The 20,471-nt window shown below is 55.4% G+C and carries 16 protein-coding genes; 13 read left to right on the plus strand and 3 right to left on the minus strand.

Annotation, left to right across the window (positions count from 1 at the left end; translation table 11 throughout):
• Nucleotides 1-150: 150 nt before the first annotated feature.
• From K0I31_RS13170 to K0I31_RS13185, 4 genes are all read left to right on the plus strand, one after another.
• Nucleotides 151-2,121 (plus strand): OmcA/MtrC family decaheme c-type cytochrome, encoded by a 1,971-nt coding sequence (locus tag K0I31_RS13170; protein WP_220078675.1) that lies wholly within the window; start codon nucleotides 151-153, stop codon nucleotides 2,119-2,121.
• A gap of 81 nt (nucleotides 2,122-2,202) precedes the next feature.
• Complete coding sequence (locus K0I31_RS13175) at nucleotides 2,203-3,192, plus strand: DmsE family decaheme c-type cytochrome (protein WP_220078676.1); 990 nt, start codon at nucleotides 2,203-2,205, stop codon at nucleotides 3,190-3,192.
• A 12-nt stretch (nucleotides 3,193-3,204) separates the two neighbouring features.
• Nucleotides 3,205-5,304, plus strand: a complete 2,100-nt coding sequence (locus tag K0I31_RS13180; protein WP_220078677.1) for an MtrB/PioB family decaheme-associated outer membrane protein — start codon at nucleotides 3,205-3,207, stop codon at nucleotides 5,302-5,304.
• Between the two features lie 156 nt (nucleotides 5,305-5,460).
• Nucleotides 5,461-6,624, plus strand: coding sequence for a sugar diacid recognition domain-containing protein (locus K0I31_RS13185; RefSeq protein ID WP_011866325.1), 1,164 nt, complete (start codon nucleotides 5,461-5,463; stop codon nucleotides 6,622-6,624).
• A 22-nt stretch (nucleotides 6,625-6,646) separates the two neighbouring features.
• On the opposite strand, the gene K0I31_RS13190 is transcribed toward K0I31_RS13185, so the two are convergent.
• The gene (locus tag K0I31_RS13190; RefSeq protein ID WP_220080849.1) at nucleotides 6,647-8,326 is read right to left on the minus strand and encodes a pseudouridine synthase; all 1,680 of its coding nucleotides are present in this window, start codon (nucleotides 8,324-8,326) and stop codon (nucleotides 6,647-6,649) included.
• Between the two features lie 285 nt (nucleotides 8,327-8,611).
• Nucleotides 8,612-9,583, minus strand: a complete 972-nt coding sequence (locus K0I31_RS13195) for a TDT family transporter (protein ID WP_220078678.1) — start codon at nucleotides 9,581-9,583, stop codon at nucleotides 8,612-8,614.
• Between the two features lie 110 nt (nucleotides 9,584-9,693).
• Here K0I31_RS13195 and K0I31_RS13200 point away from each other — a divergent pair, with 110 nt between their 5' ends.
• From K0I31_RS13200 to panP, 5 genes are all read left to right on the plus strand, one after another.
• Complete coding sequence (locus tag K0I31_RS13200; protein ID WP_220078679.1) at nucleotides 9,694-10,596, plus strand: LysR family transcriptional regulator; 903 nt, start codon at nucleotides 9,694-9,696, stop codon at nucleotides 10,594-10,596.
• 897 nt (nucleotides 10,597-11,493) lie between these two features.
• Nucleotides 11,494-12,297, plus strand: a complete 804-nt coding sequence (locus tag K0I31_RS13205; RefSeq protein WP_220078680.1) for a gamma-glutamyl-gamma-aminobutyrate hydrolase family protein — start codon at nucleotides 11,494-11,496, stop codon at nucleotides 12,295-12,297.
• 262 nt (nucleotides 12,298-12,559) lie between these two features.
• On the plus strand, nucleotides 12,560-13,918 hold the full coding sequence (locus tag K0I31_RS13210) for a GntP family permease (RefSeq protein WP_220078681.1): 1,359 nt from the start codon (nucleotides 12,560-12,562) through the stop codon (nucleotides 13,916-13,918).
• Nucleotides 13,919-14,015: 97 nt separating this feature from the next.
• On the plus strand, nucleotides 14,016-15,161 hold the full coding sequence (locus tag K0I31_RS13215) for a glycerate kinase (RefSeq protein ID WP_220078682.1): 1,146 nt from the start codon (nucleotides 14,016-14,018) through the stop codon (nucleotides 15,159-15,161).
• Nucleotides 15,162-15,386: 225 nt separating this feature from the next.
• The gene (panP, locus tag K0I31_RS13220) at nucleotides 15,387-17,027 is read left to right on the plus strand and encodes a pyridoxal-dependent aspartate 1-decarboxylase PanP (protein WP_220042874.1); all 1,641 of its coding nucleotides are present in this window, start codon (nucleotides 15,387-15,389) and stop codon (nucleotides 17,025-17,027) included.
• Between the two features lie 118 nt (nucleotides 17,028-17,145).
• Here panP and K0I31_RS13225 read toward each other — a convergent pair whose 3' ends face one another.
• Complete coding sequence (locus tag K0I31_RS13225; RefSeq protein ID WP_220078683.1) at nucleotides 17,146-17,532, minus strand: thiol-disulfide oxidoreductase DCC family protein; 387 nt, start codon at nucleotides 17,530-17,532, stop codon at nucleotides 17,146-17,148.
• A gap of 385 nt (nucleotides 17,533-17,917) precedes the next feature.
• Between K0I31_RS13225 and K0I31_RS13230 the strand changes: the two genes are divergently transcribed.
• The 4 genes from K0I31_RS13230 to K0I31_RS13245 all read left to right on the plus strand — a co-directional run bounded on the left by K0I31_RS13230 (nucleotide 17,918) and on the right by K0I31_RS13245 (nucleotide 20,470).
• Nucleotides 17,918-18,859, plus strand: a complete 942-nt coding sequence (locus K0I31_RS13230; protein WP_258406496.1) for a helix-turn-helix transcriptional regulator — start codon at nucleotides 17,918-17,920, stop codon at nucleotides 18,857-18,859.
• A gap of 298 nt (nucleotides 18,860-19,157) precedes the next feature.
• Entirely contained in the window at nucleotides 19,158-19,844 is a 687-nt protein-coding gene (locus K0I31_RS13235; protein ID WP_220080851.1) for an AzlC family ABC transporter permease, read from the plus strand.
• The gene (locus K0I31_RS13240; RefSeq protein WP_220078684.1) at nucleotides 19,844-20,146 is read left to right on the plus strand and encodes an AzlD domain-containing protein; all 303 of its coding nucleotides are present in this window, start codon (nucleotides 19,844-19,846) and stop codon (nucleotides 20,144-20,146) included. Before K0I31_RS13235 ends, K0I31_RS13240 begins: the two co-directional genes overlap by 1 nt.
• A gap of 12 nt (nucleotides 20,147-20,158) precedes the next feature.
• The gene (locus tag K0I31_RS13245) at nucleotides 20,159-20,470 is read left to right on the plus strand and encodes an NIPSNAP family protein (protein WP_220071844.1); all 312 of its coding nucleotides are present in this window, start codon (nucleotides 20,159-20,161) and stop codon (nucleotides 20,468-20,470) included.
• The last annotated feature ends 1 nt before the right edge of the window (nucleotide 20,471 follow it).

Raw genomic sequence — 20,471 nt, forward strand, 5'->3', positions numbered from 1 at the left:
AGTCAGGCAGATTTTAGCCGCTTGTTACGTTAGCATTTCCTTGGGGATTTCTATTTCCAGCATTGACTTAGGTCGCACAACTTATAACTGAGAACTGGCGCAATCAATGGCCATGCACTTAAGACGATGCCAAACCTATGCAGGGAAAAAATGATGAACGTACAAAATAATAAATTTAAGCTGCTACTCGCAGCAGGTGCCGTCTCCATGGCTCTTACCGGTTGTGGTGGCAGCGACGGTAGTGATGGTAATCCGGGCAACCCAGGCGGCCCAGCAGCCGATGCCATTGAAGTACTTCACCTTGATGTCACCAAGGTTGAATACGACAACGGCACACCCACAATCACAGTCTTTGCGACCAACCAGGAAGATCTTCCTGTTATCGGTCTGAAAGATCTTGAAGTGAAAAAAGTGGTTCAGCTACTGCCACAAGGCGCGACCGGTGCAGGTAATGCCGCCGAATGGCAATATATCGGCTCACAAAAAGCCTTCACCGACCACAAGAATGGTAACTACAGCTTCACCATCGACGTGGAAGGCTACAACCCAGAGCTGACCCAAAGATACAATATCGTCGCCAAGGCCTCGACACTGCTCGACGGCGTCACCTTGGTGCCGCAAACCGAGATCGCCGAAGACTTCTCTGGCGAAGGTTATGAGCCACTCTACACCAAGAATGTGGTCTCAACCGCCAGCTGTAACAGCTGTCACGCCGAAGGACAGAAGATCTACCACAGCTACACCAGCGTAGAGACCTGTGTCTCTTGTCACACCCAAGAGATGGCTGATGAGAAAGGTAAGCCACAAGTTGCCTTTAACCATCTGATCCACAACGTCCACAACGACGCTAAGATGTATGGCCGCAACATGGACCAGAGCGCCGAAACTGCGCACCACATTGTCCAGGACAACTGCCAAGCCTGTCACGTTCAATCTGACGAGCTCACAGAGTGGGGCAACTGGTCACGTATTCCAACCATGGAAACCTGTACTAGCTGTCACGTCAACATCGACTTTAAGGCGGGTAAAGGCCACTCTCAGCAAAATGACAACAGCAACTGTGTTGCCTGTCATAACGCGAGCTGGACTGCCGAGCTGCACACCCAAGCAGGCAACGACAAGAAAGCCCTTATCGACCAATACGGCCTGAATGTTGAGTCAACCATCAACACCGAAGGCACTGCTGCCACTATCAGTGTTCAAGTAGTCGATGCCAGCGGCGCCGCCGTTGATATCAACACCATTCTGCCTATGGTACAGCGCTTTGAGATCGTGACTAACGTAGGTCCTAACAATGTGACCCTAGGTTATGGCGGTAAAGACTCTATCAACGCCGTGAAGAATGGCGTGGTCGATGCCAAGGCGCTAGTCGAAGATGGCAAACTGGTTTACACCACTAGCAAAGATCTTAAGCTAGGTGCCAACGGTATCGACAGCGAGACCGCCTTTACCTTCGTTGGCTGGGCGATGTGCTCAGACAAGGGTGAGTTCGTGACCTGTGACGATCCTGCCTTCGACGGTAGCGACACCGACAAGTACACCGGCATGAAAGCCGACCAGGCCTTCGCCGCACTAGCAGACAAGGCGCCAAGCATGCGTCACGTCGATTCAGTGAACTTCACCGCCTGTGCCTCTTGTCACACCACAGAGTTTGAAGTGCACAAGGGTAGCCACCATGCAGGTTTCGTCCTGTCTGAGCAGCTCTCTCACGCGAAAGACGCCAACGACATGCCTATCATAGGTGTCGATGCCTGTGTGGCCTGTCACACACCTGACGGCACATACGCTGGCGGCGCGAACAAGGGTGCCCTGGAGATGAAGCTGCACGTGGTACACGGCGAGCAAGGCATCATCAAAGATTGTGCCCAGTGTCACAACGACTTCAACCTGGACGCCTTCAAGGCTAAAGGTGCCCTGGCAACTGCTGCTGGCCAATACAGCACGCCTATCGCCGCGACTTGTACTTCTTGTCACACCAGCGATAGCGTCAAGGCCCACGCCGAAAGCCAAGGTGCCATCATCAATGGTGCTAAAGATGTCGCTAACGATGCGGCGCAGCTAGAAACCTGTTTCTTCTGCCACGCACCTGTTATCGAAGATCACACAGCGGTGAAGATGTAATTTGCGCATCTCAAATTGAAAACCGGGGGAGTCACCTCCCCCACTTTTCACGACTCATTTGTGCAAATTAGGATGCCTATTATGAAAATCACAAATCAATTCAAAAGCCTGTTTCCGGCGGTGATGGCGGCAGCGCTACTTACCCTTGGCATAAGCCAGGGCGCGGTAGCGTCCAAGTGGGATGCCAAGATGACCCCGGACGAGGTGGAAGCCACCCTGGACAAGAAGTTCGCCGAAGGCCAGTACTCGCCTAAGGGCGCCGACTCTTGTCTCATGTGTCACGGCAAGTCTGAAAAGGTCATGGACCTGTTCAAGGGCGTACACGGCGCTGCCGACTCGAGCAAGAGCCCGATGGCCGGCCTGCAATGTGAAGCCTGCCACGGCCCTATGGGTAAGCATAACCGCGGCGGTAACGAGCCGATGATCGCCTTCGGTCCCGACTCTACCCTATCTGCCGAGAAGCAAAACAGTGTCTGTATGAGCTGTCACAAAGATGACAAGCGCATGGCCTGGAACGGCGGTCACCATGACAACGCCGATGTTGCCTGTGCCTCTTGTCACTCGGTGCACACAGATAAAGATCCTGTGCTCTCTAAGAACACAGAGATGGAAGTCTGTACCAGCTGTCACACCAAGCAAAAAGCCGACATGAACAAGCGCTCTTCTCACCCGATGAAGTGGGCGCAGATGGTCTGTAGCGATTGCCACAATCCACACGGTACCCTGTCGGACTCGGACCTGGTCAAGCCCAGCGTTAACGAAACCTGCTATTCGTGCCACGCAGAAAAACGCGGCCCAAAGCTATGGGAACATGCGCCCGTAACTGAAAACTGCGTTACCTGTCACAACCCGCACGGCAGTGTTAACGAGGGCATGTTGAAGACCCGCGCCCCGCAACTTTGCCAGCAGTGCCACGCTAGCGATGGCCATGCCAGCAATGCTTACATGGGCAACACTGACCAAGGTTCTACCGTGGGTGGCAATGCCTTTACCGGTGGTCGCAGCTGTCTGAACTGTCACAACCAGATCCATGGTTCTAACCATCCATCTGGCAAACTGTTCCAGCGCTAAGGAGACGAGAAGATGAAATTCAAACTCAATGTAGTCACCCTCGCCCTTATCGCTAATGCCGGTATCGCCATTCCCGGCATGGCGCTGGCCGACGGCTATGGCATTCAAAACGCCAACACAGAAAAGGTGAAGTTCGATAACTGGGACTGTAAGCGCTGTAAGATTGAGACAGGCGTCACTGGCACTATCGGTGCCGGCGTCGGTTACAACGACAGCGACGACATCCGCTCGGCCAACGCCTTTGCCGCCGAAAATGAATTTGTCGGCAAGGTCGACGCCGATGTGAGCTACATCAGCGAATCTGGCTACCGTGCCAGCATAGAGGCGCAAAACCTCGGCATGGAAAACGGCCGCCTGGATCTCGAGTCTGGCAAGGTAGGTCAGCACAAGCTAAGCCTCAACTACCGTCAGATAGCCACCTACAAGACTGATAAGGCAATGAGCCCTTATCAAGGCGTAGGCGGCGACCACCTGACCCTGCCAGACAACTGGCAGACGGCGGGTTCGAGCCAGGATATGAGCGAGCTATACAGCAGCCTCAACCCACTGGAGCTGTCACTCAAGCGCAAGCGCGCCGGCATCGGCTTCGAGTATCAGGGTGAAGAGCTGTGGAGCACCTACGTCAACTACCAGCGTGAAGACAAGACCGGCCTCAAGCAGGCATCGGGCAGCTTCTTCAATCAGTCTATGATGCTGGCAGAGCCTGTGGACTACACCACAGACACAGTTGAGGCGGGTATCAAGCTTAAAGGCGACAACTGGTTTACCGCCCTGGCCTACTCAGGCTCGAGCTTTAAGAACCAATACAGCCAGCTCACCTTCGACAACGCCTTTAATCCGACCTTCGGCGCCCAGACTCAGGGCACCATGGCCTTAGACCCAGACAACGAGGCGCACACAGTCTCGCTAATGGGCCAATACACGGCGGGCAGCACCATCATGAGCGGCCGCGTGCATTACGGTCAGATGAGCCAGGATCAGGCGCTGGTTACCTCAGGTTATGGTTACCAGACACCTGTGGATGCGCTGGATGCCAAGGTCGACATGAAGGGCGCTAACCTCAAGGTGGTGTCTCGCATCAACCGCACGGTTCGTGTTAACGCCAGCTATGACTATAGCGACCGCGATAACAAGACCAATGTGGAAGAGTGGACCCAGATCAGCATCAACTCCACCACAGGCAAGGTGGCTTACAACACTCCTTATGACTTCACGACACAAAGGGCTAAGTTGGGCGCCGATTTCCGTCTAAGCCGTGGCATGAAGCTGGAAGCGGGTTATGATTTCCGCCGTGACGAGCGTAGCTACCAGGACCGCGAAACCACAGATGAGAACACGCTATGGACCAAGTTCCACCTCAGCGCGTTCGACAACTGGGATATGTGGATCAAGGGCAGCTATGGCGAGCGTGATGGCTCTGAATATCAGGCCTCTGAGTGGACCTCGAGCGAGTCTAACAGCCTGCTGCGCAAGTACAATCTAGCGGATCGTCAGCGCACCATGGTTGAAGCCCGCATCAGCCACACGCCAATCGATGCCCTGACCATAGACTTCGGTGGCCGTTATGCCCTGGACGACTACAACGACACCCAAATCGGTCTGACCGAGTCGAAAGATGTCAGCTACGACATCAACGCCAGCTACCTGATCAACGACGACATGATGGTGAATGCCTTCTACAATCGTCAAAACATAGACTCAGAGCAGGCAGGCAGCAGCAACTACAGCACGCCTAACTGGTTTGGTCTGGTGGAAGATCAGGTCGATGTGATCGGCGCCGGGTTCAGCTACAACAATCTGTTAGAGAAGAAACTACGCCTGGGCGTGGACTACACCTACTCAGATTCGAGCAGCAACACCCAGGTGAAACAGGGTCTCAGCGGCGACTATGGTGATTACTCTGCCAAGGTCCATAACGTCAATGTCTACGGTCAATACCAGGCCACAGACAATATGGCACTGCGTCTTGACTACAAGATGGAGAAGTACAAGGACAATGACCCAGGTAACAGCATAGCGCCAGACGGGATCTGGAACGTTGTCGGCTTTGGTTACAACAGCCATGACTACAACGCTCACCTGATCATGCTGAGCATGAGCTACAAGCTGTAATTACCGTGCATTTATAGCTAGCTAAAAACCCGCGCCCGTCGCGGGTTTTTTATGCTCCATCGTTGATTGCCATCTCGCAAAAACAGCCTCCCAGGCTTTTTCCCGTCAGGCTTTTACCGTAAGCTCAACACACCACCTCCAAGATGACGCAGCGCCTTGTACTTTCTCGATAATCAACTCGCCCAGCAGATAGTGGATCGCACCATGGCGATCATAGGACACAACATCAATGTGATGAACAGCCAAGGGGTGATCCTAGGCTCGGGCGAGCCCCACCGCATCGGCTCCACCCACGAGGGTGCCCTGCTGGCCATCAGTCAGAACCGCACCGTCGAGCTAAACAGCGCCAGTGCCGCCAGCCTGCAGGGGGTCAAGCCCGGCATCAACCTGCCGCTGCACTATCAGGGGGAGATCATCGGCGTCATCGGCATCACGGGAGAACCCGAACACCTCAAGGCATTCGGTGAGCTATTGAAGATGACCGCCGAGATGATCGTCGAGCAGGCCAACTCGCTCGATGTGGCCCAGTGGCGCGCCCGTCAGCAGGAGGAGTTTATTCTGCAGCTGATAAAACCCGAGGGGCGGGACCTCAATCACCTGAAGATCTGGGCCCAGCGTCTGGATATCGATCTCGAGATGCCAAGGGTCGCAGCCGTGCTGCGTATCAGCGACGACGCCGGCGACGAGCTGGCCAACTCCCAGCTCAAGACGGTGCTGCACCTGTTAGAGACGCCGTCCCGCGGCAACCTGATCGCCATGACCTCTATGACTGAGCTGGTGATCCTCAAACCCGCCTTCCTCGACGGCAAGGCCTGGAGCGCCGAGGCCGAGAGCCTGCGTATCGACCGTCTGCTCAAGCGTCTGCCCAGCGAGCTAAACGCCAGATTGAAGATTTCCCTGGGCCACTACTTTCCCGCCACCATGGATATCAACCGCTCCTATCAGACGGCGCTGGAAACCCTTAATTTTGGCCAGCAGCTACACCCAGAACAGAGTAAGTACCTGTATGAAGATCATGCCCTGCTGGTGATGCTCTCTGGGCTTAAACATGACTGGCGCGGCGAGCAGCTGCTGAGGCCGTTTCAGCGCCTCATCGACAGGGACAAAAACGCTCTGCTGCGCAAGACACTGGCCAGCTATCTGGGCCATTTCGGCGACCAGCAGGCCTGCGCCAAGGCGCTGTTTATCCACCGCAACACCCTGAGGTATCGCCTGGATAAAATAGCCCAGATCACTAAGGTGGATATTCAAAAACTCGACGGCCTGCTACAGCTCTACCTGGGTCAGGTGTTACTAAGCCGCGGTCAGGACCAAGGTTAAGTGATGACAGTGGCAAACAGGCCTAGAAATCTGGATCACAGCTTAAGCTGATTCGCTCGCCGCTGATGGGATGGTTAAAGGCCAGATACTGGGCGTGCAGATGCAGGCGGTTGGCCTTAGCCCCGTAGAGATCATCGCCTATGATGGGCATGCCCAGGCCATCCTGGTGTGCACAGTGCACCCTGAGCTGATGGGTACGTCCCGTCTTAGGAAACAGTGACAGCAAGGTCGTCCCCTCGGCTCTGGATTTTACCTGCCAATAGGTATGGGCATGTTTTCCGTGCTCGAAACACACCAGCTGACGCGGCCTGTCGTCGAGATCTACCCGCAGCGGCAGCTTGATCTCGCCCTCTTCCCCCTGCACCTCACCCGCTACCCTGGCAAGATAACGCTTCTCCACTGTGCGGCCGATAAACTGCTGCACCAATGCGGTATTGGCCTCGCTGCTCAGGGCGATCACCATAAGCCCTGAGGTGGACATATCGAGGCGGTGAACAATCAGCGGACCTGTCGCCTTGGGAAAGGCCTGACGCATGCGGCTATAGACGCTGTCGGTTACGTGCTTGCCCGGCACAGAGAGAAACTCCGCCGGCTTATGGACCACGGCGATCGCCTCATCCTGATAGATAATGGAGAGATCTTTGCCCTCGGCGGGATTGTTCAGCAGTGGGTTGTCATCCAGCACTATGCCGCTCAGCATATGGGCCAAAATCGGCTCACACTTGCCATGACAGGCGCCATAGAACTGCTTGTGCTGCTTCACCTCCGACTTGGGCGATGCCCCCCACCAGAACTCCGCCATGGCGATGGGCTTGAGGCCGTTGGCGAAGGCAAACTGCAGCAGCTTAGGCGCGGCGCATTCTCCCGCACCCGCAGGAGGTAATCCTTTTGGCGACAGGCTAAATAGGGTGTTAAGATCTTTGACCTCCCCCGCCTGATTCAAGAAGCGATACTGGGCGAACAGCTTGCGCTGCAGCGCATTGGACTGACTAGCCCGCTGCTGCTTAAGCGCCTCAATCTCATCTTGCAGTGCGCTAAGGCGATGCTCGCGCTCGGCGATCTGGCTATCCCACTGCTCATTTAACTGTCTGAGTCTGTGCTTCTCGGCCACGCTCTCGCGGCCAAGTTGTTGCTGCAACGCCTCGAATGCCTGGGCATCTAGCCGCTCACCGGCCACACGTCTGGCCTTCCGCGCCTTACGGTTCTCGATGATTTCCGCCCGCAGCTCGGCCACCGCTGCGGCTTTACCAGCGTTTAATGTGTTTAGCTCATCACTAAGCGATGCAAGTTCTGGCGCCTGCTGCAGCGATTCAAGCTCAGCAGTTAACTGATTGATGGCCAGCTGCTCGCCATGAAAGAAGCTGTCCTGAGTCAGCATGTCAAATACCGGCGGCACGAAGCCCGGCAGCAGATTCTGCTCGGCTAACTTGCCGGAAAACGCCTTGAGATAGCCAAGCTCGCCATCAACCTTTTGCACCACCAGCACGCCAAACATCTTACCTATGGCCCCTTCGCGCTGCCCCGTTAGGCCGAAGTTATGTTGCCAGCTCTGTTGCTGCTCTAAATGCGCTTGCAGCTCGCTGGCCGCTAGCTCACACAGCCTGTGGGGCTCATAATAGAAGGGAAAGGTAAACCGCTCAGGCAGCGCTATGCCCTCAATTGAGGCACTAAAGGGGGTAAAACATTGCTGGGCACAGTACATGGCGTCTGACATCTTGAGTAAATAGGCGATAAGTGGGCCCATTTGGCATTAGGGCCCTTACTGAAAGCGGGGATTTTACGCGCTCACGCCGGTGAAGTCATGGGACTGACGTAATAATTTGCGCCATGAGGAGAAAGGCAGCCAGGTTTGTATTCTTGCTATACAGGTTAACGAAAGGCAATTGAGAGCTGAAACCAAGGCATCCTTGCCAATAATGCATATCGCCATTGCCCTATAGACAGGACGCGATACTAGGCTATTCGTAAAACTTGGCTGTCCGTGACACTAAACCGTCCGTGACACTAGGCGCGGCTGTATCAGGAGGCTGTTGATGTAACGCAGCGCAACATAGACCACCACAATTGTCGCCACCACCAACTCCAGCGCCGCGAGGTCTCGCACCTGCTGCACATACTCGGCTTCTATCCCCTCTACTACCATCCAGTTGGCCATCTTAAACAGCGCCGTGCTGCCTATCACCATGGGGAAGGTAAACGCCGCATAGCCGGGGCTAAAGGGCAGCCTGAGGAGCTTATAAAAAGCCAAGTAGATGATGGCCGTCATCAACACGGCGATACCAAATAACAGGGCGATGATCACCGGCGATGGCGTCGCTGTCACCGTTAGATAGCCTGCCAGAGACAGGCTGGCCGGCGCCGCCAGAATCGCCAATGTAGGCTTGGCCGCATCGGGCACCTCATGGGTGAACATGAGGCGATAGATCATCATGGGCAGCATCACGGCATAGGCCAACATGCCGAAGACCAGAGTGCCCTGGGCAATAGTCGCAAGCACAGGATTGCCGGAGAAGGACACATCCGCAACCACTATGCCCACAGGAGGCACAAACCAGCTGGGCACCATGTGGTGCAGCTCAAAATCCTTCGCCCTGTGATAGATAAAGCTCACCAGGAAGACGATATGCAGCACTACAGCCGCCAGCCACAGGGCATCGCCAACGCCTGGATAGAATTGCCCCAATGAGTTAGACACGACCATAGTCGCCATCGCGAAGGTAGGCACCACGCTGCCGACGACCGGGTGGGCGAGATCTTGCCTTAGAAGATGGTTATGAAAGAAAAATTTAACGCTCAAGACGACTAACAACACACTAGCGATCGCGGCGCCGGCCCACTGGCCATAGCCATTAAGCTCAGTGAAGTTTTCCCAACACCAACCTAAGCTTGCAATACCTAGCGCCAAGCCCGCCATAGGTGTAGGAACGCCCATTACTGCCTTTTTCGTTTTATGAATCATCACAATCTCAATCAAGTTTCTTGCTGTGAAGCGATAATACGCTTGCCTTTCGTTTCGTTATATCTAATTATTTATAACCAACGTTCAGAATTACTAAACACACATCATCTATGGCCAGCCACATCTCGCTCAAGCAACTCAAGGTCTTTAGCACCCTCACCCAACACAAGACCCTAACGGCCGCGGCCGACAGCCTGTTTCTCTCCAAGGCGGCGGTGAGTATGGCGCTGTCGGAGCTGGAAAAGCAGATCGGCCACCACCTGTTTGACCGAGTGAACAACCGTCTCATCCTCAATCAGGAGGGACACAAGTTGCAGCCTCTGGCCGATGAGCTCCTACACAGAGCCGACGATATCGAGCAGCTGTTTAACGATGAACAGTCACTCTCGGGTCAGCTGCGTATCGGTGCCAGCGATACCCTAGGCAATCAGGTGGCCCCCTATCTGCTGAGTGACTTTCGCCGCCATACCCAGCACGAGTTGCAGAGCCTGTTTATCTCTAACTCGACGCAGATCTGCGACATGCTGATCGCCTACGAGCTGGATATTGCGCTGATCGAGGGTAAGATCCAGCACCCAGAACTCGATGCAACCCCCTTCAGCTCAGATGAGATGTGCGTGATCTGCCCGCCAGATCATCCCCTGCAAGCAGATGCCGACATCCCCTTGCATCATCTCGAGGCCAGTCACTGGATCCTGCGAGAGGCTGGCTCAGGCTCCCGGGAATTTTTCCTGCGGGTCGTCGCCCCGAGGCTAGAGCAATGGCATGAAGCCTTTCAGCTCAACAACACTGAGGCCCTGATCAACTCGGTCTCGGCCGGCCTTGGCCTCGCCTGCCTGTCACGCCTGTCCGCCGAACCGGCGATCCGCGATGGACGAGTAAAGGTGCTCAGCCTGCCGCTAAACATGAAGCGCCGCTTCTGGTTACTGGTCCACAAGGAGAAGTATCTCAGCCCACTGCTGAAAACCTTTATCGCCTTCTGTCATGACTGGGAGCGGGAACATCAGCTATAGGGTAATATTTAACGCCAATCTTAAGGGGTATTTCGCGAGCTTGTTTTGATCTAAATCGGTTTGTTGTCAGGCTATGATCAGCCGACTGGGGATTATGATGGTGGCGTCTACCAGAGTTATTTGTTGTAGTTTCTAACGACATGGTTCTTTGAAAGGTCCTTGAAGGCCGCTACCTTCATGGCAAACTAACGCCTGTCCGGCGGGTATTTTTTTCCATTTGTTGCATCTACTATAAATCTTCTTTGAAAAGTATTTGAAGGTCTCACCTTAATAGCCACCTAACGCCTGTCCGGCGGGGATCGTGCAAACACTATTTTGGCACGCTGTGGATATATCCCTATACGCTCCACGGCGACGTCCTGTCGCCGAGGGCCAAAATCGTGCTTACACAATAGCTCCAACGCCTCTTCGATTTAACGAAATTTATTGTGACTAGAGATTAAGTCTTGAGGTATGAGCAAAGATCCAACCCTACTCACGATTTAGGAAACAAAGCCCGTCGCTATACCAATCTTTAAGTACAGTCAGAGCAGGAGTAATGAACATGTCTATCAAGGTCGTTGGTATTGATCTTAAATCCCCCTCCAAAGAACAATCCAGGTAGACGCAAACATTTAAAATTCCCCGAAGCAAGCAAACAAGATCAACTCAAACAAACACGACCAGAGAATGAAATCAGGGATTTCGCCTCTCCTCCTACCAGCACCAAAATGTAATTAATTACACCCACCACGTTTGACATAATGAACACTAATGGGCAGACTGGTGGTCAACAAATGTGCTTATTCACATTTTGCTATCCTTAAGAAAGGCGATAGCTAAGGCCTGTAGCGGCCTCACCAGGCTACACAGACGTCACGGATCGGGTGACATACAAATCGACCAAACGGGTGATCTATGCCAATAACACAGACTACAAGTGCTAAGAAATCCAAACCAATCATCTTGATGACCATGGGTCAGCAAGACAGGAACCAGCATCCCTACCAGGTGATGACCCACAAATATATGCAGCCGATTGTGGAGATCGCCGGGGCCATCCCGCTGCTGATGCCCACCTGTTTCGGCACAGAGGATGTAGACCGCTACCTGGATATGGTCGATGGCGTCTATCTTTCGGGCGCGGGCTCCAATATCGACCCCAGCCTCTATGGTCAGGAAAACCTCACCCCGGAAAAAAGCCAAGATGTAAATCGCGACACCGTCGATCTGGCCATCATAGCCGGCGCCCTCAAGCGCAAGTTGCCTATCTTAGGGATCTGCCGCGGCATGCAGGAGCTCAATATCGCACTGGGTGGCACCCTGTATCAGAAGGTCTATAGTGAGCCAGGTTTCGATGATCACCGTGAAGATCCACAGACCCCAAACCATGTGCAATATGGCCCAAGACACGCCATCAAGATGGTGCCCGGCAGTTGGCTGGCCAAGCTGATTGGCGATAAGACCATGGTCAACTCTCTCCACGGCCAGGGGATCTGTACCCTGGGTAAGGGGCTAGAGGCCTTGGCCTATGGCGAAGATGGCCTGATCGAGGCGATCCACGGCCCGGAATATGGTCAGTTTATCCTAGGCGTCCAGTGGCACCCCGAGTGGCAGGCCAATGACAATCCGGATTCAATCAAGCTGTTCCAGGCCTTCGGCAGCGCCTGTCGCGGCGAGGCCAGCTGGCAATCGGCCAACGACGCTAAATTAACCGCCTAATCGAACACGCCCTGTCGGTCATTTTGTGATCTAGACCGACTTTATTCCTCTCCCCCAACCGATATTTGGGCAAAAGCACAAATATCGGTTGCACATAAGTTAAATATTAGGAAGCTGGCACGAAGCCAGATTGTCCGATTCTCCGGATAATAGTGCCAGCCTGAAAACCCTTTGCTCCCGCGCTTGGAGCGAGTTAACGGGTCATCGCTAGATCAAACCAACAACTATAGCCAACAAATATAACCCAATACAGGGACACCCTATGAGCCTAGTACTGATCTTGATCGCCGTGATAGCCTTCATCGTTATCGCGACATCCAAATTTAAGCTTCACCCCTTCCTAACCCTCATTCTCGCCTCTTTCATCGCCGCCTTTGCCTACGGGCTACCCAGCGCCGATGTGGCAAAAACCATCACCTCCGGCTTCGGCGGTATCCTGGGCTATATCGGCCTGGTTATCGTGCTGGGTACTATCATAGGTACCATATTGGAGAAGAGCGGTGCGGCCATCACCATGGCCGACGTGGTGATTAAGGTACTCGGAAAACGCTTCCCGACCCTGACAATGTCGATCATAGGTTACCTGGTCTCCATCCCGGTATTTTGTGACTCGGGCTTCGTGATCCTCAACTCGCTCAAGCAGTCGATGGCCAACCGCATGAAGGTATCAAGCGTCTCCATGAGCGTCGCCCTGGCTACCGGCCTGTACGCTACCCACACCTTCGTGCCGCCAACGCCCGGCCCGATTGCCGCCGCCGGTAACCTGGGGCTGGAGTCAAACCTGGGTCTGGTCATAGGCGTGGGCATCTTCGTCGCCGCCGTCGCCGCCCTGGCAGGCATGTTATGGGCCAACCGCTTCGCTCATGTCGAGCCCGACGGTGAAGGCGCCGAGGAGCTAAAGAGCAATGTGGAAGATTTCGAGCAGCTCAAGGCCGCCTACGGCGAGCTACCTAGTCCGGTCAAGGCGTTTGCCCCTATCTTCGTGCCAATCTTGCTGATCTGCCTGGGCTCAATTGCCAAGTTCCCCTCACAACCACTGGGTGATGGCGCCCTGTTCGATACCCTGGCCTTCCTGGGTCAACCGGTAAACGCCCTGATGATAGGCCTGTTCCTATCACTGAGCCTGCTCAAGAGTCAGGATAAGATCAAAGAGTTTAGCGATCGCATCAGCCACGGCTTAGTGGTGGCAGCTCCTATCCTGTTGATCACGGGGGCGGGCGGAGCCTTCGGCGCCGTGCTCAAGGCCACCGAGATAGGTAACTTCCTCGGCAGCTCACTCTCCGCCCTAGGCATAGGCATCTTCATGCCGTTTATCGTCGCCGCGGCGCTGAAATCGGCCCAAGGCTCATCGACCGTAGCCCTGGTGGCCACCTCGGCCCTGGTAGCCCCTATGCTTGGCGATATCGGCCTTGCCAGCGACATGGGCCGGGTGCTGACAGTAATGGCCATAGGTGCTGGCGCCATGACAGTCTCCCACGCCAACGACAGCTTCTTCTGGGTGGTGACTCAGTTTAGCCGCATGAGCGTGAAGCAGGCCTACAAGGCGCAAACCATGGCGACCCTTATCCAGGGTGTCACCGCCATGATCCTTGTCTACCTGCTGAGTCTCGTCCTACTCTAAGCTAAGCAAGCCGGCGCCATTGGCCTAGGCCTGGGCGCCGGACAACCCAACTCGTTTATTTCAGAAATGTCCTTCTCTCTTCACACAGGAAGCCTGCATGAAAATAGTCATCGCGCCCGATTCATATAAAGAAAGTTTGAGCGCCATGGAAGTCGCCACCGAGATAGCCCGGGGGTTTTGTGAGGTGCTTCCCGACGCCGAATATATCAAATTGCCGGTCGCCGACGGCGGCGAAGGCACGGTGCAATCTATGGTGGATGCCACCGGCGGCAAATTAGTCGAACTTAAAGTCACCGGCCCCCTGGGCAGTCAGGTGGATGCCCACTATGGCTTGCTCGGCCAGGAGGCGCCCGGGCAGCGCACCGCGGTGATCGAGATGGCCTCGGCCTCTGGGCTGCACCATGTGCCGACCCTCTTGCGCGACCCTTTAGTCACCACCAGCTATGGCACAGGCGAGCTTATCTGTCATGCCCTCAACAGTGGCGTGACCCATCTGATCCTCGGCCTTGGTGGCAGCGCCACCAACGACGGCGGCGCCGGCATGCTACAAGCCCTGGGCGCGCACCTGCTGGACAATGACGGCAAGCCCCTAAGGCCCGGCGGCGCGGCGCTTGAGCACCTCGCCAGTGTCGATATCGGCGAGCTGCATCCACGGCTTGCCCAGGTAGCAATTGAGGTCGCCTGCGACGTAGATAATCCACTGTGCGGCGACAAGGGCGCCTCGGCCATCTTCGGGCCGCAAAAAGGCGCCGATGAGATCATGGTCGCCAGATTAGACAAGGCCCTTAGCCACTTCGCCGATATCACCCATGCGGCTGGCCTCAAGGAGTGCCGCGACATGCCGGGGGCGGGCGCCGCGGGCGGTATGGGCTTTGCCATGCTCGCTTATCTAGGCGCCAAGTTAAGACCCGGCATAGATATCGTCATGGAAACGGTCAGGCTGAGCGAACATCTCAAGGGCGCGGATCTTGTCATCACGGGCGAAGGCCGCCTCGACAGCCAGACCCTGCATGGTAAGACCCCCATGGGCGTCACCCGCGAGGCCAATAAACAGGGGATCCCGGTTATCGCCATCGCCGGCTGCGTCAGCGAGGATGCCAATGTGCTGCTGGACCACGGTATAGACGCCCTGTTTTCCGTGACCCCAAGGGCCTTACCGCTGGAAGAGGTGCTGGCCGGCGCCCGTCATAACCTCTATAGCTGCGCAGTCAATATCGCCCGCCTCTATCGTCTGGGGCGTTAGCCGCCACTCTGATTTAACCTAAATGCCCTGGCGCCACCTTGGCTCAGGGCTTTTTACTATCAGTACGTATAATAAGCTCAAGAACGGTCTCTAATAAGCTGTCGCCCGCCAGCCATTTCACTTTTCCCCTTGATGCGGTATAAAGCTTACAGTAAAGTTAGCTCCCTTTTTCGATCGCCTGTTTTTTCTATTTCAAAACAGACACAAGTTAAGCGACGCGCCTCGATGACATCAAAACAGACACGACAAGCGACCGCCTCTGAAGAGGCCTTGATGCGTATTTTCACTCTGCCCGAGGCACCGAATTCGACCCTGGGTAAGATAGAGAAAAACCTGTCGGAAAACCTGATGGGCTTCCTCAAAGAGAGTATCGTCGCGGTCGAGAAGCCGCTGACCGAAATAGAAAAAGATTTCCAGGCCTACCAGATCCCCACAGCCCCCAGCTTCGTCTCCGACTATGCCGAGCAGATGATGCAGACCCTGATCGCCCACAGCGTGCACACCTCGGCTCCTAGCTTCATAGGTCATATGACCTCAGCCCTGCCCTACTTCGTGCTGCCGCTGTCGAAGATGATGGTGGGACTCAACCAGAACCTGGTGAAGATAGAGACCTCCAAGGCCTTCACGCCGCTGGAGCGCCAGGTACTGGGGATGATGCACCACATGGTCTATGGCCAGACAGAAGAGTTCTACCAGAGCTGGATGCACAGCGCCAGTCACTCATTAGGCGCCTTCTGCTCCGGCGGCACGGTCGCCAATATCACGGCGCTGTGGATCGCCCGTAACCGTCTGTTAAAGCCGGACGGCGACTTCAAGGGCGTGGCCCAATCTGGCCTGATGCGAGCACTGCGCCACTACGGCTATGACGATCTGGCCATTCTGGTATCAACTCGAGGTCACTACTCTCTCGGCAAGGCCGCGGATCTGTTAGGCATAGGCCGCGACAACATCATCAGCGTGCCCTGCGCCAGCGACAACAAGGTAGATGTGGCCAAGATGCGCGAGGCGGCCGAGCAGTTAGCCGAGCAGAACATCAAGGTGATGGCGATTGTCGGCGTGGCCGGCACCACGGAGACAGGTAATATCGACCCGCTCGATGAACTTGCGGATCTCGCCGAGCAGCTGGGTTGCCACTTCCATGTGGATGCCGCCTGGGGTGGTGCCAGCCTGCTGTCGAGCAAGTATCGCCATCTGTTAACCGGCATAGAACGCGCCGACTCGGTCACGATCGATGCCCACAAGCAGATGTACGTGCCCATGGGCGCAGGTATGGTGCTGTTTAAAGACCCGGAATTTGCCAACGCCATCAAACACCACGCCGAATATATTCTGCGTAAGGGCTCGAAAGATCTGGGTAGCCAGACGCTGGAGGGCTCGCGCCCCGGCATGGCCATGCTGGTTCATGCCTGCTTACAGATCATCGGCCGCGACGGCTATGAGATCTTAATCAACAACAGCCTGGAGAAGGCGCGTTACTTCGGCGAGCTGATCGCCGCTCAGGACGATTTTCAGCTGGTTTCCAGGCCTGAGCTCTGCCTGCTGACCTACCGCTATGTGCCAGCCAAGGTGCAGGCGCTGCTCAATGAGGCGGTCGCAGCCGGTGACGCGGCCCGGGTGAGCGAGATTAATGCATTGCTTGACGGCCTGACAAAGTTTATCCAGAAGCGCCAACGTGAGCAGGGAAAATCCTTCGTCTCCCGTACCCGCATAATTCCGGCCAATAACCTGGAGCAGACCTCTGTGGTGTTCCGCGTGGTACTGGCCAACCCATTGACCAGCAATGAGATCTTACAGCAGGTATTGGATGAGCAGCGCGACATCGCCAAGCTAGACGACCGCTTCCTGCCGAAATTGCTGGCGCTTTAATCTCTGCTCTTTAGGCTCTGGTTTCTGCGCTTTGATTTCTGGTTTGCGCTTTCTGGTCTCTGGGCTCTAGTTTCTGAGCACTAGTTTCTGAGCATTAGTCAGCCAAAACAGACCTGATTCATTCAATAAATCTGCCCCTGTCTACCTCGGATGGCAGGGCGCAGACTCTGCGGCCGAAGAGGCGATAACGCCGATTGGCTATCTGGCGATAGCCCCAGTCTCGCAGGCCCCTGGGCAGCACTTTCAATACCCTTAACAGGGGCCAGAGGCCATCGAGCTTGCTTGCCACCGCCAGCGCCGCCTCGCTCTGGGCCAACACGCCCTGCTCATCGAGCAGATAGAAGCTGCTGAGATCCTCAAGGTCCACGTTTATACCGCGATTGGCCAACAGCCGCTGGGCCGTCTCGCTCTGAATCGAGGCGAATTTAAAATGCTGACGCCTGTCGCGCCTGACGATGAAGCGCACCGCGCCGTGGCACAGGTTACAGCTGCCATCGAAGATCACTAAAGGATAGCGATCCCCCTGCTGGGCGCTGTCCTCAATGTCAGAGGGTTGATTGTTAATTTGCTGACTCCTCGTTTTTGCCGTTTTATCGACTTTCGACTCACAACGTTCTCGGCTCTCGACTCGCTTCCCAAGCTATCAGCTATCAGCTATCAGTTCTCAGGGCTTGGAAAGCGCTCGCCTCTCTCCTGAGTGTACCACCCAAGTCGCCATAATCCGCTTTAGTCGATTTCAAACAGAGGCCAATTTTGTACAAAAACAGTCAACCCATTTAGGCTATGATGGCTAATAGCCGATACAAACGAGTGACAAACCAGAACTATTGAGTACTAACCACTGAGCATCGGCCTCTCGACGCGAGTATAAAGAGATTGCCCAAACACCCATGAAGTCACCAGCAACTGAGTCAACAACCAAGCATGCCGCTGCGGATCCCCAAAGTCTCTGCCGTAAATCGGCAAAGGCCCAAGCAATAGCCCGGGAAAAGCAGCAGACAAAAGAGCAGGCCAACTTCAGCCTGGCAAAGGAGCTGGGCGGCATAGAGCTACTGGATGCCAGTTACCACCAGCAAAACTTCTCGCGCCACAGTCACGAGGGCTATACGGTGGGCGTTATCGAAACCGGCGCCCAGCGTTTCTATCGCACCGGCGGCGATCACACGGCGCCTCAGCATAGCATCATATTGGTGAATGCCGATGAGGTGCATAACGGCCGTTCGGCCACAGACTTTGGCTGGTCCTATCGCGCCATGTATCCCCTGCCGCAGCAGTTTGCCAGGGTCCACGATGAGCTAGGCGGTAAGGCTGGCGACGCGCCCTATTTTCCTGAGCCTGTGGTGCACGACAAGCCGCTGGCTGAGCTGTTACGCCTCACCTTCGACACATTAAGCTCCTCAGACAATGCCCTGCTGCGTGAGAGCCTCATCTACACCAGCCTGGCACGCCTGATGTCCCGCCATGGCGCCAGCCGCCCGGTCGATAAGTCGCTGCGGCCAACTGCTCAGCTGGCACTGGTAAAGCAATTTCTGGATGATATGCCCACCGCCGATGTCTCCCTCGATGCCCTGGCCAAGCTCGCGGGGCTCAGCCCCTTCTATCTGATCAAGCAGTTCCAGCGCCAGTATGGTTTGCCCCCCCACGCCTACCAGATCCAGGGGCGAATTCGATTGGCTAAACAGATGATCCGCCAGGGATGCAAGCTGCTGGAGGTAGCGCTGGCCTGTGGCTTTCATGATCAGAGTCACCTCAATCGTCACTTCAAACGTGCCCTGGGCGTCACCCCGGGCCAGTATGCCAGAGAGGTCGAAGCCAGTAGGCCAAGAGGCTAATAGCTCAATCTGTAAGGCAAGGCAGGACAAAAAACAGCGCAACAATGTACAAGCAAGGTGCGCCCTTTTCTAGTAAGGTCGAATAATCCCTCAATCAAAACCAGCTAAGATGACACCCCAATCTCAACCAGACTCGAAAAAGCCTTTGCCTGACTCGGCCGCCGAAAGCCCTGATACCGAAAGCCCAGATGCAAACAGCGCTAATACCGAAAACGCTATGCGCGAACGCGCAAGGGGCAAAAACGAAAGCCTAGGTAACGAAAGCCTAGTTAACGAAAGAATAGGCAAAGCATCACCAATGCGTGCGGCGCTCAAGGGAGCGCTGGCCATCTCGCCCCTGACACTGGCAGTCGTTCCCTGGGGCATACTCGCCGGTTCTTTTGCCATAGACGCCGGGCTCACGCCATTGCAAAGTCAGGCCATGTCGGCGCTGGTCTTCGCCGGTGCGGCGCAGCTTGTGGCGCTTGGGATGATCAAGGCAGGGATTGGCCTTGCCAGCATATTAATCACCACCTTGCTGATCACCTCGCGCCACCTGCTCTATGGCATGGCGATGCGCCCGCAGATCAGCCCACTGCCACTTAAGTGGCGACTCACCCTGGGCTTTCTGCTCACCGATGAGCTGTTTGCCATCGCCAACCTGGGCAAACAGCGCAGCTTGGATCCCTGGTTCGCCTTCGGCGGCGGCTTTAGCTTCTATCTGGGGTGGAACCTGGCCACGGCAATGGGGATAACCCTGGGCCATAAGATAGAGAATCTGGACGCCTTGGGGCTGGATTTCGCCATCGCCGCCACCTTCATCGCCATTGTGGTGCCAGCGGTGAAACGCCCCTCAATCCTGGTGTGTGTTCTGGTCACCATGGTGACCAGTGTGGTGTGCGCCCTGATGGAGCTGCAGGCGGGACTGCTTATCGCCTCCTTGACCGGCATGGCTTGCGGCCAGCTCTATGCCAAACTCAGCGGTGAATCCTGGAGGCAGGCATAATGATCTGGCTTACCATGATCGCCATGACGGCGGTGATATTCCTCAGTCGTTACCTGTTTCTCGAGCCGAAACTGCCCCTGCGCCTGAGTAAAAATACCCTGCAGTTTCTTGGATATTCCGCGCCTGCGGTGCTAACCGCCATCGCCGCTCCCATACTCTTCGTGCGCAACCAGCAGCTGGCGATCACATTCGATAACAGCTACCTGATCTGCGGCTTGGTAGCCGTGTTACTGGCCTACTTTACCCGCAACACACTGCTGACCGTGCTAGTGAGCATGGCGCTGTTTTTCATCATACATTAGGGAGAAATTAAGATGGCGGTAACCTGTCACGTGAAATACATCATCGACCCGGATAAGCTGGATATGTTTGAGCACTATGCCAGACTCTGGCTGCCTTTGGTGGCCAAGTTTGGCGGGCAACATCACGGCTACTTCCTGCCCAGCGAGGGGGCCAACGATGTCGCCTTGGCGCTATTCAGCTTTCCGTCACTAGCCAGCTACGAGCAATACCGCGAGGCCTCAGTGCATGACAAAGAATGTATCGCCGCCTTCGAGTACGCCAAGCAGCACAAGTTTATCCGCCGCTATGAGCGCAGCTTCATGCGCCCGCTGCTGCCGGAATAAT

The organism is Shewanella spartinae (genome assembly GCF_019457555.1).
GTDB lineage: Bacteria > Pseudomonadota > Gammaproteobacteria > Enterobacterales > Shewanellaceae > Shewanella > Shewanella loihica.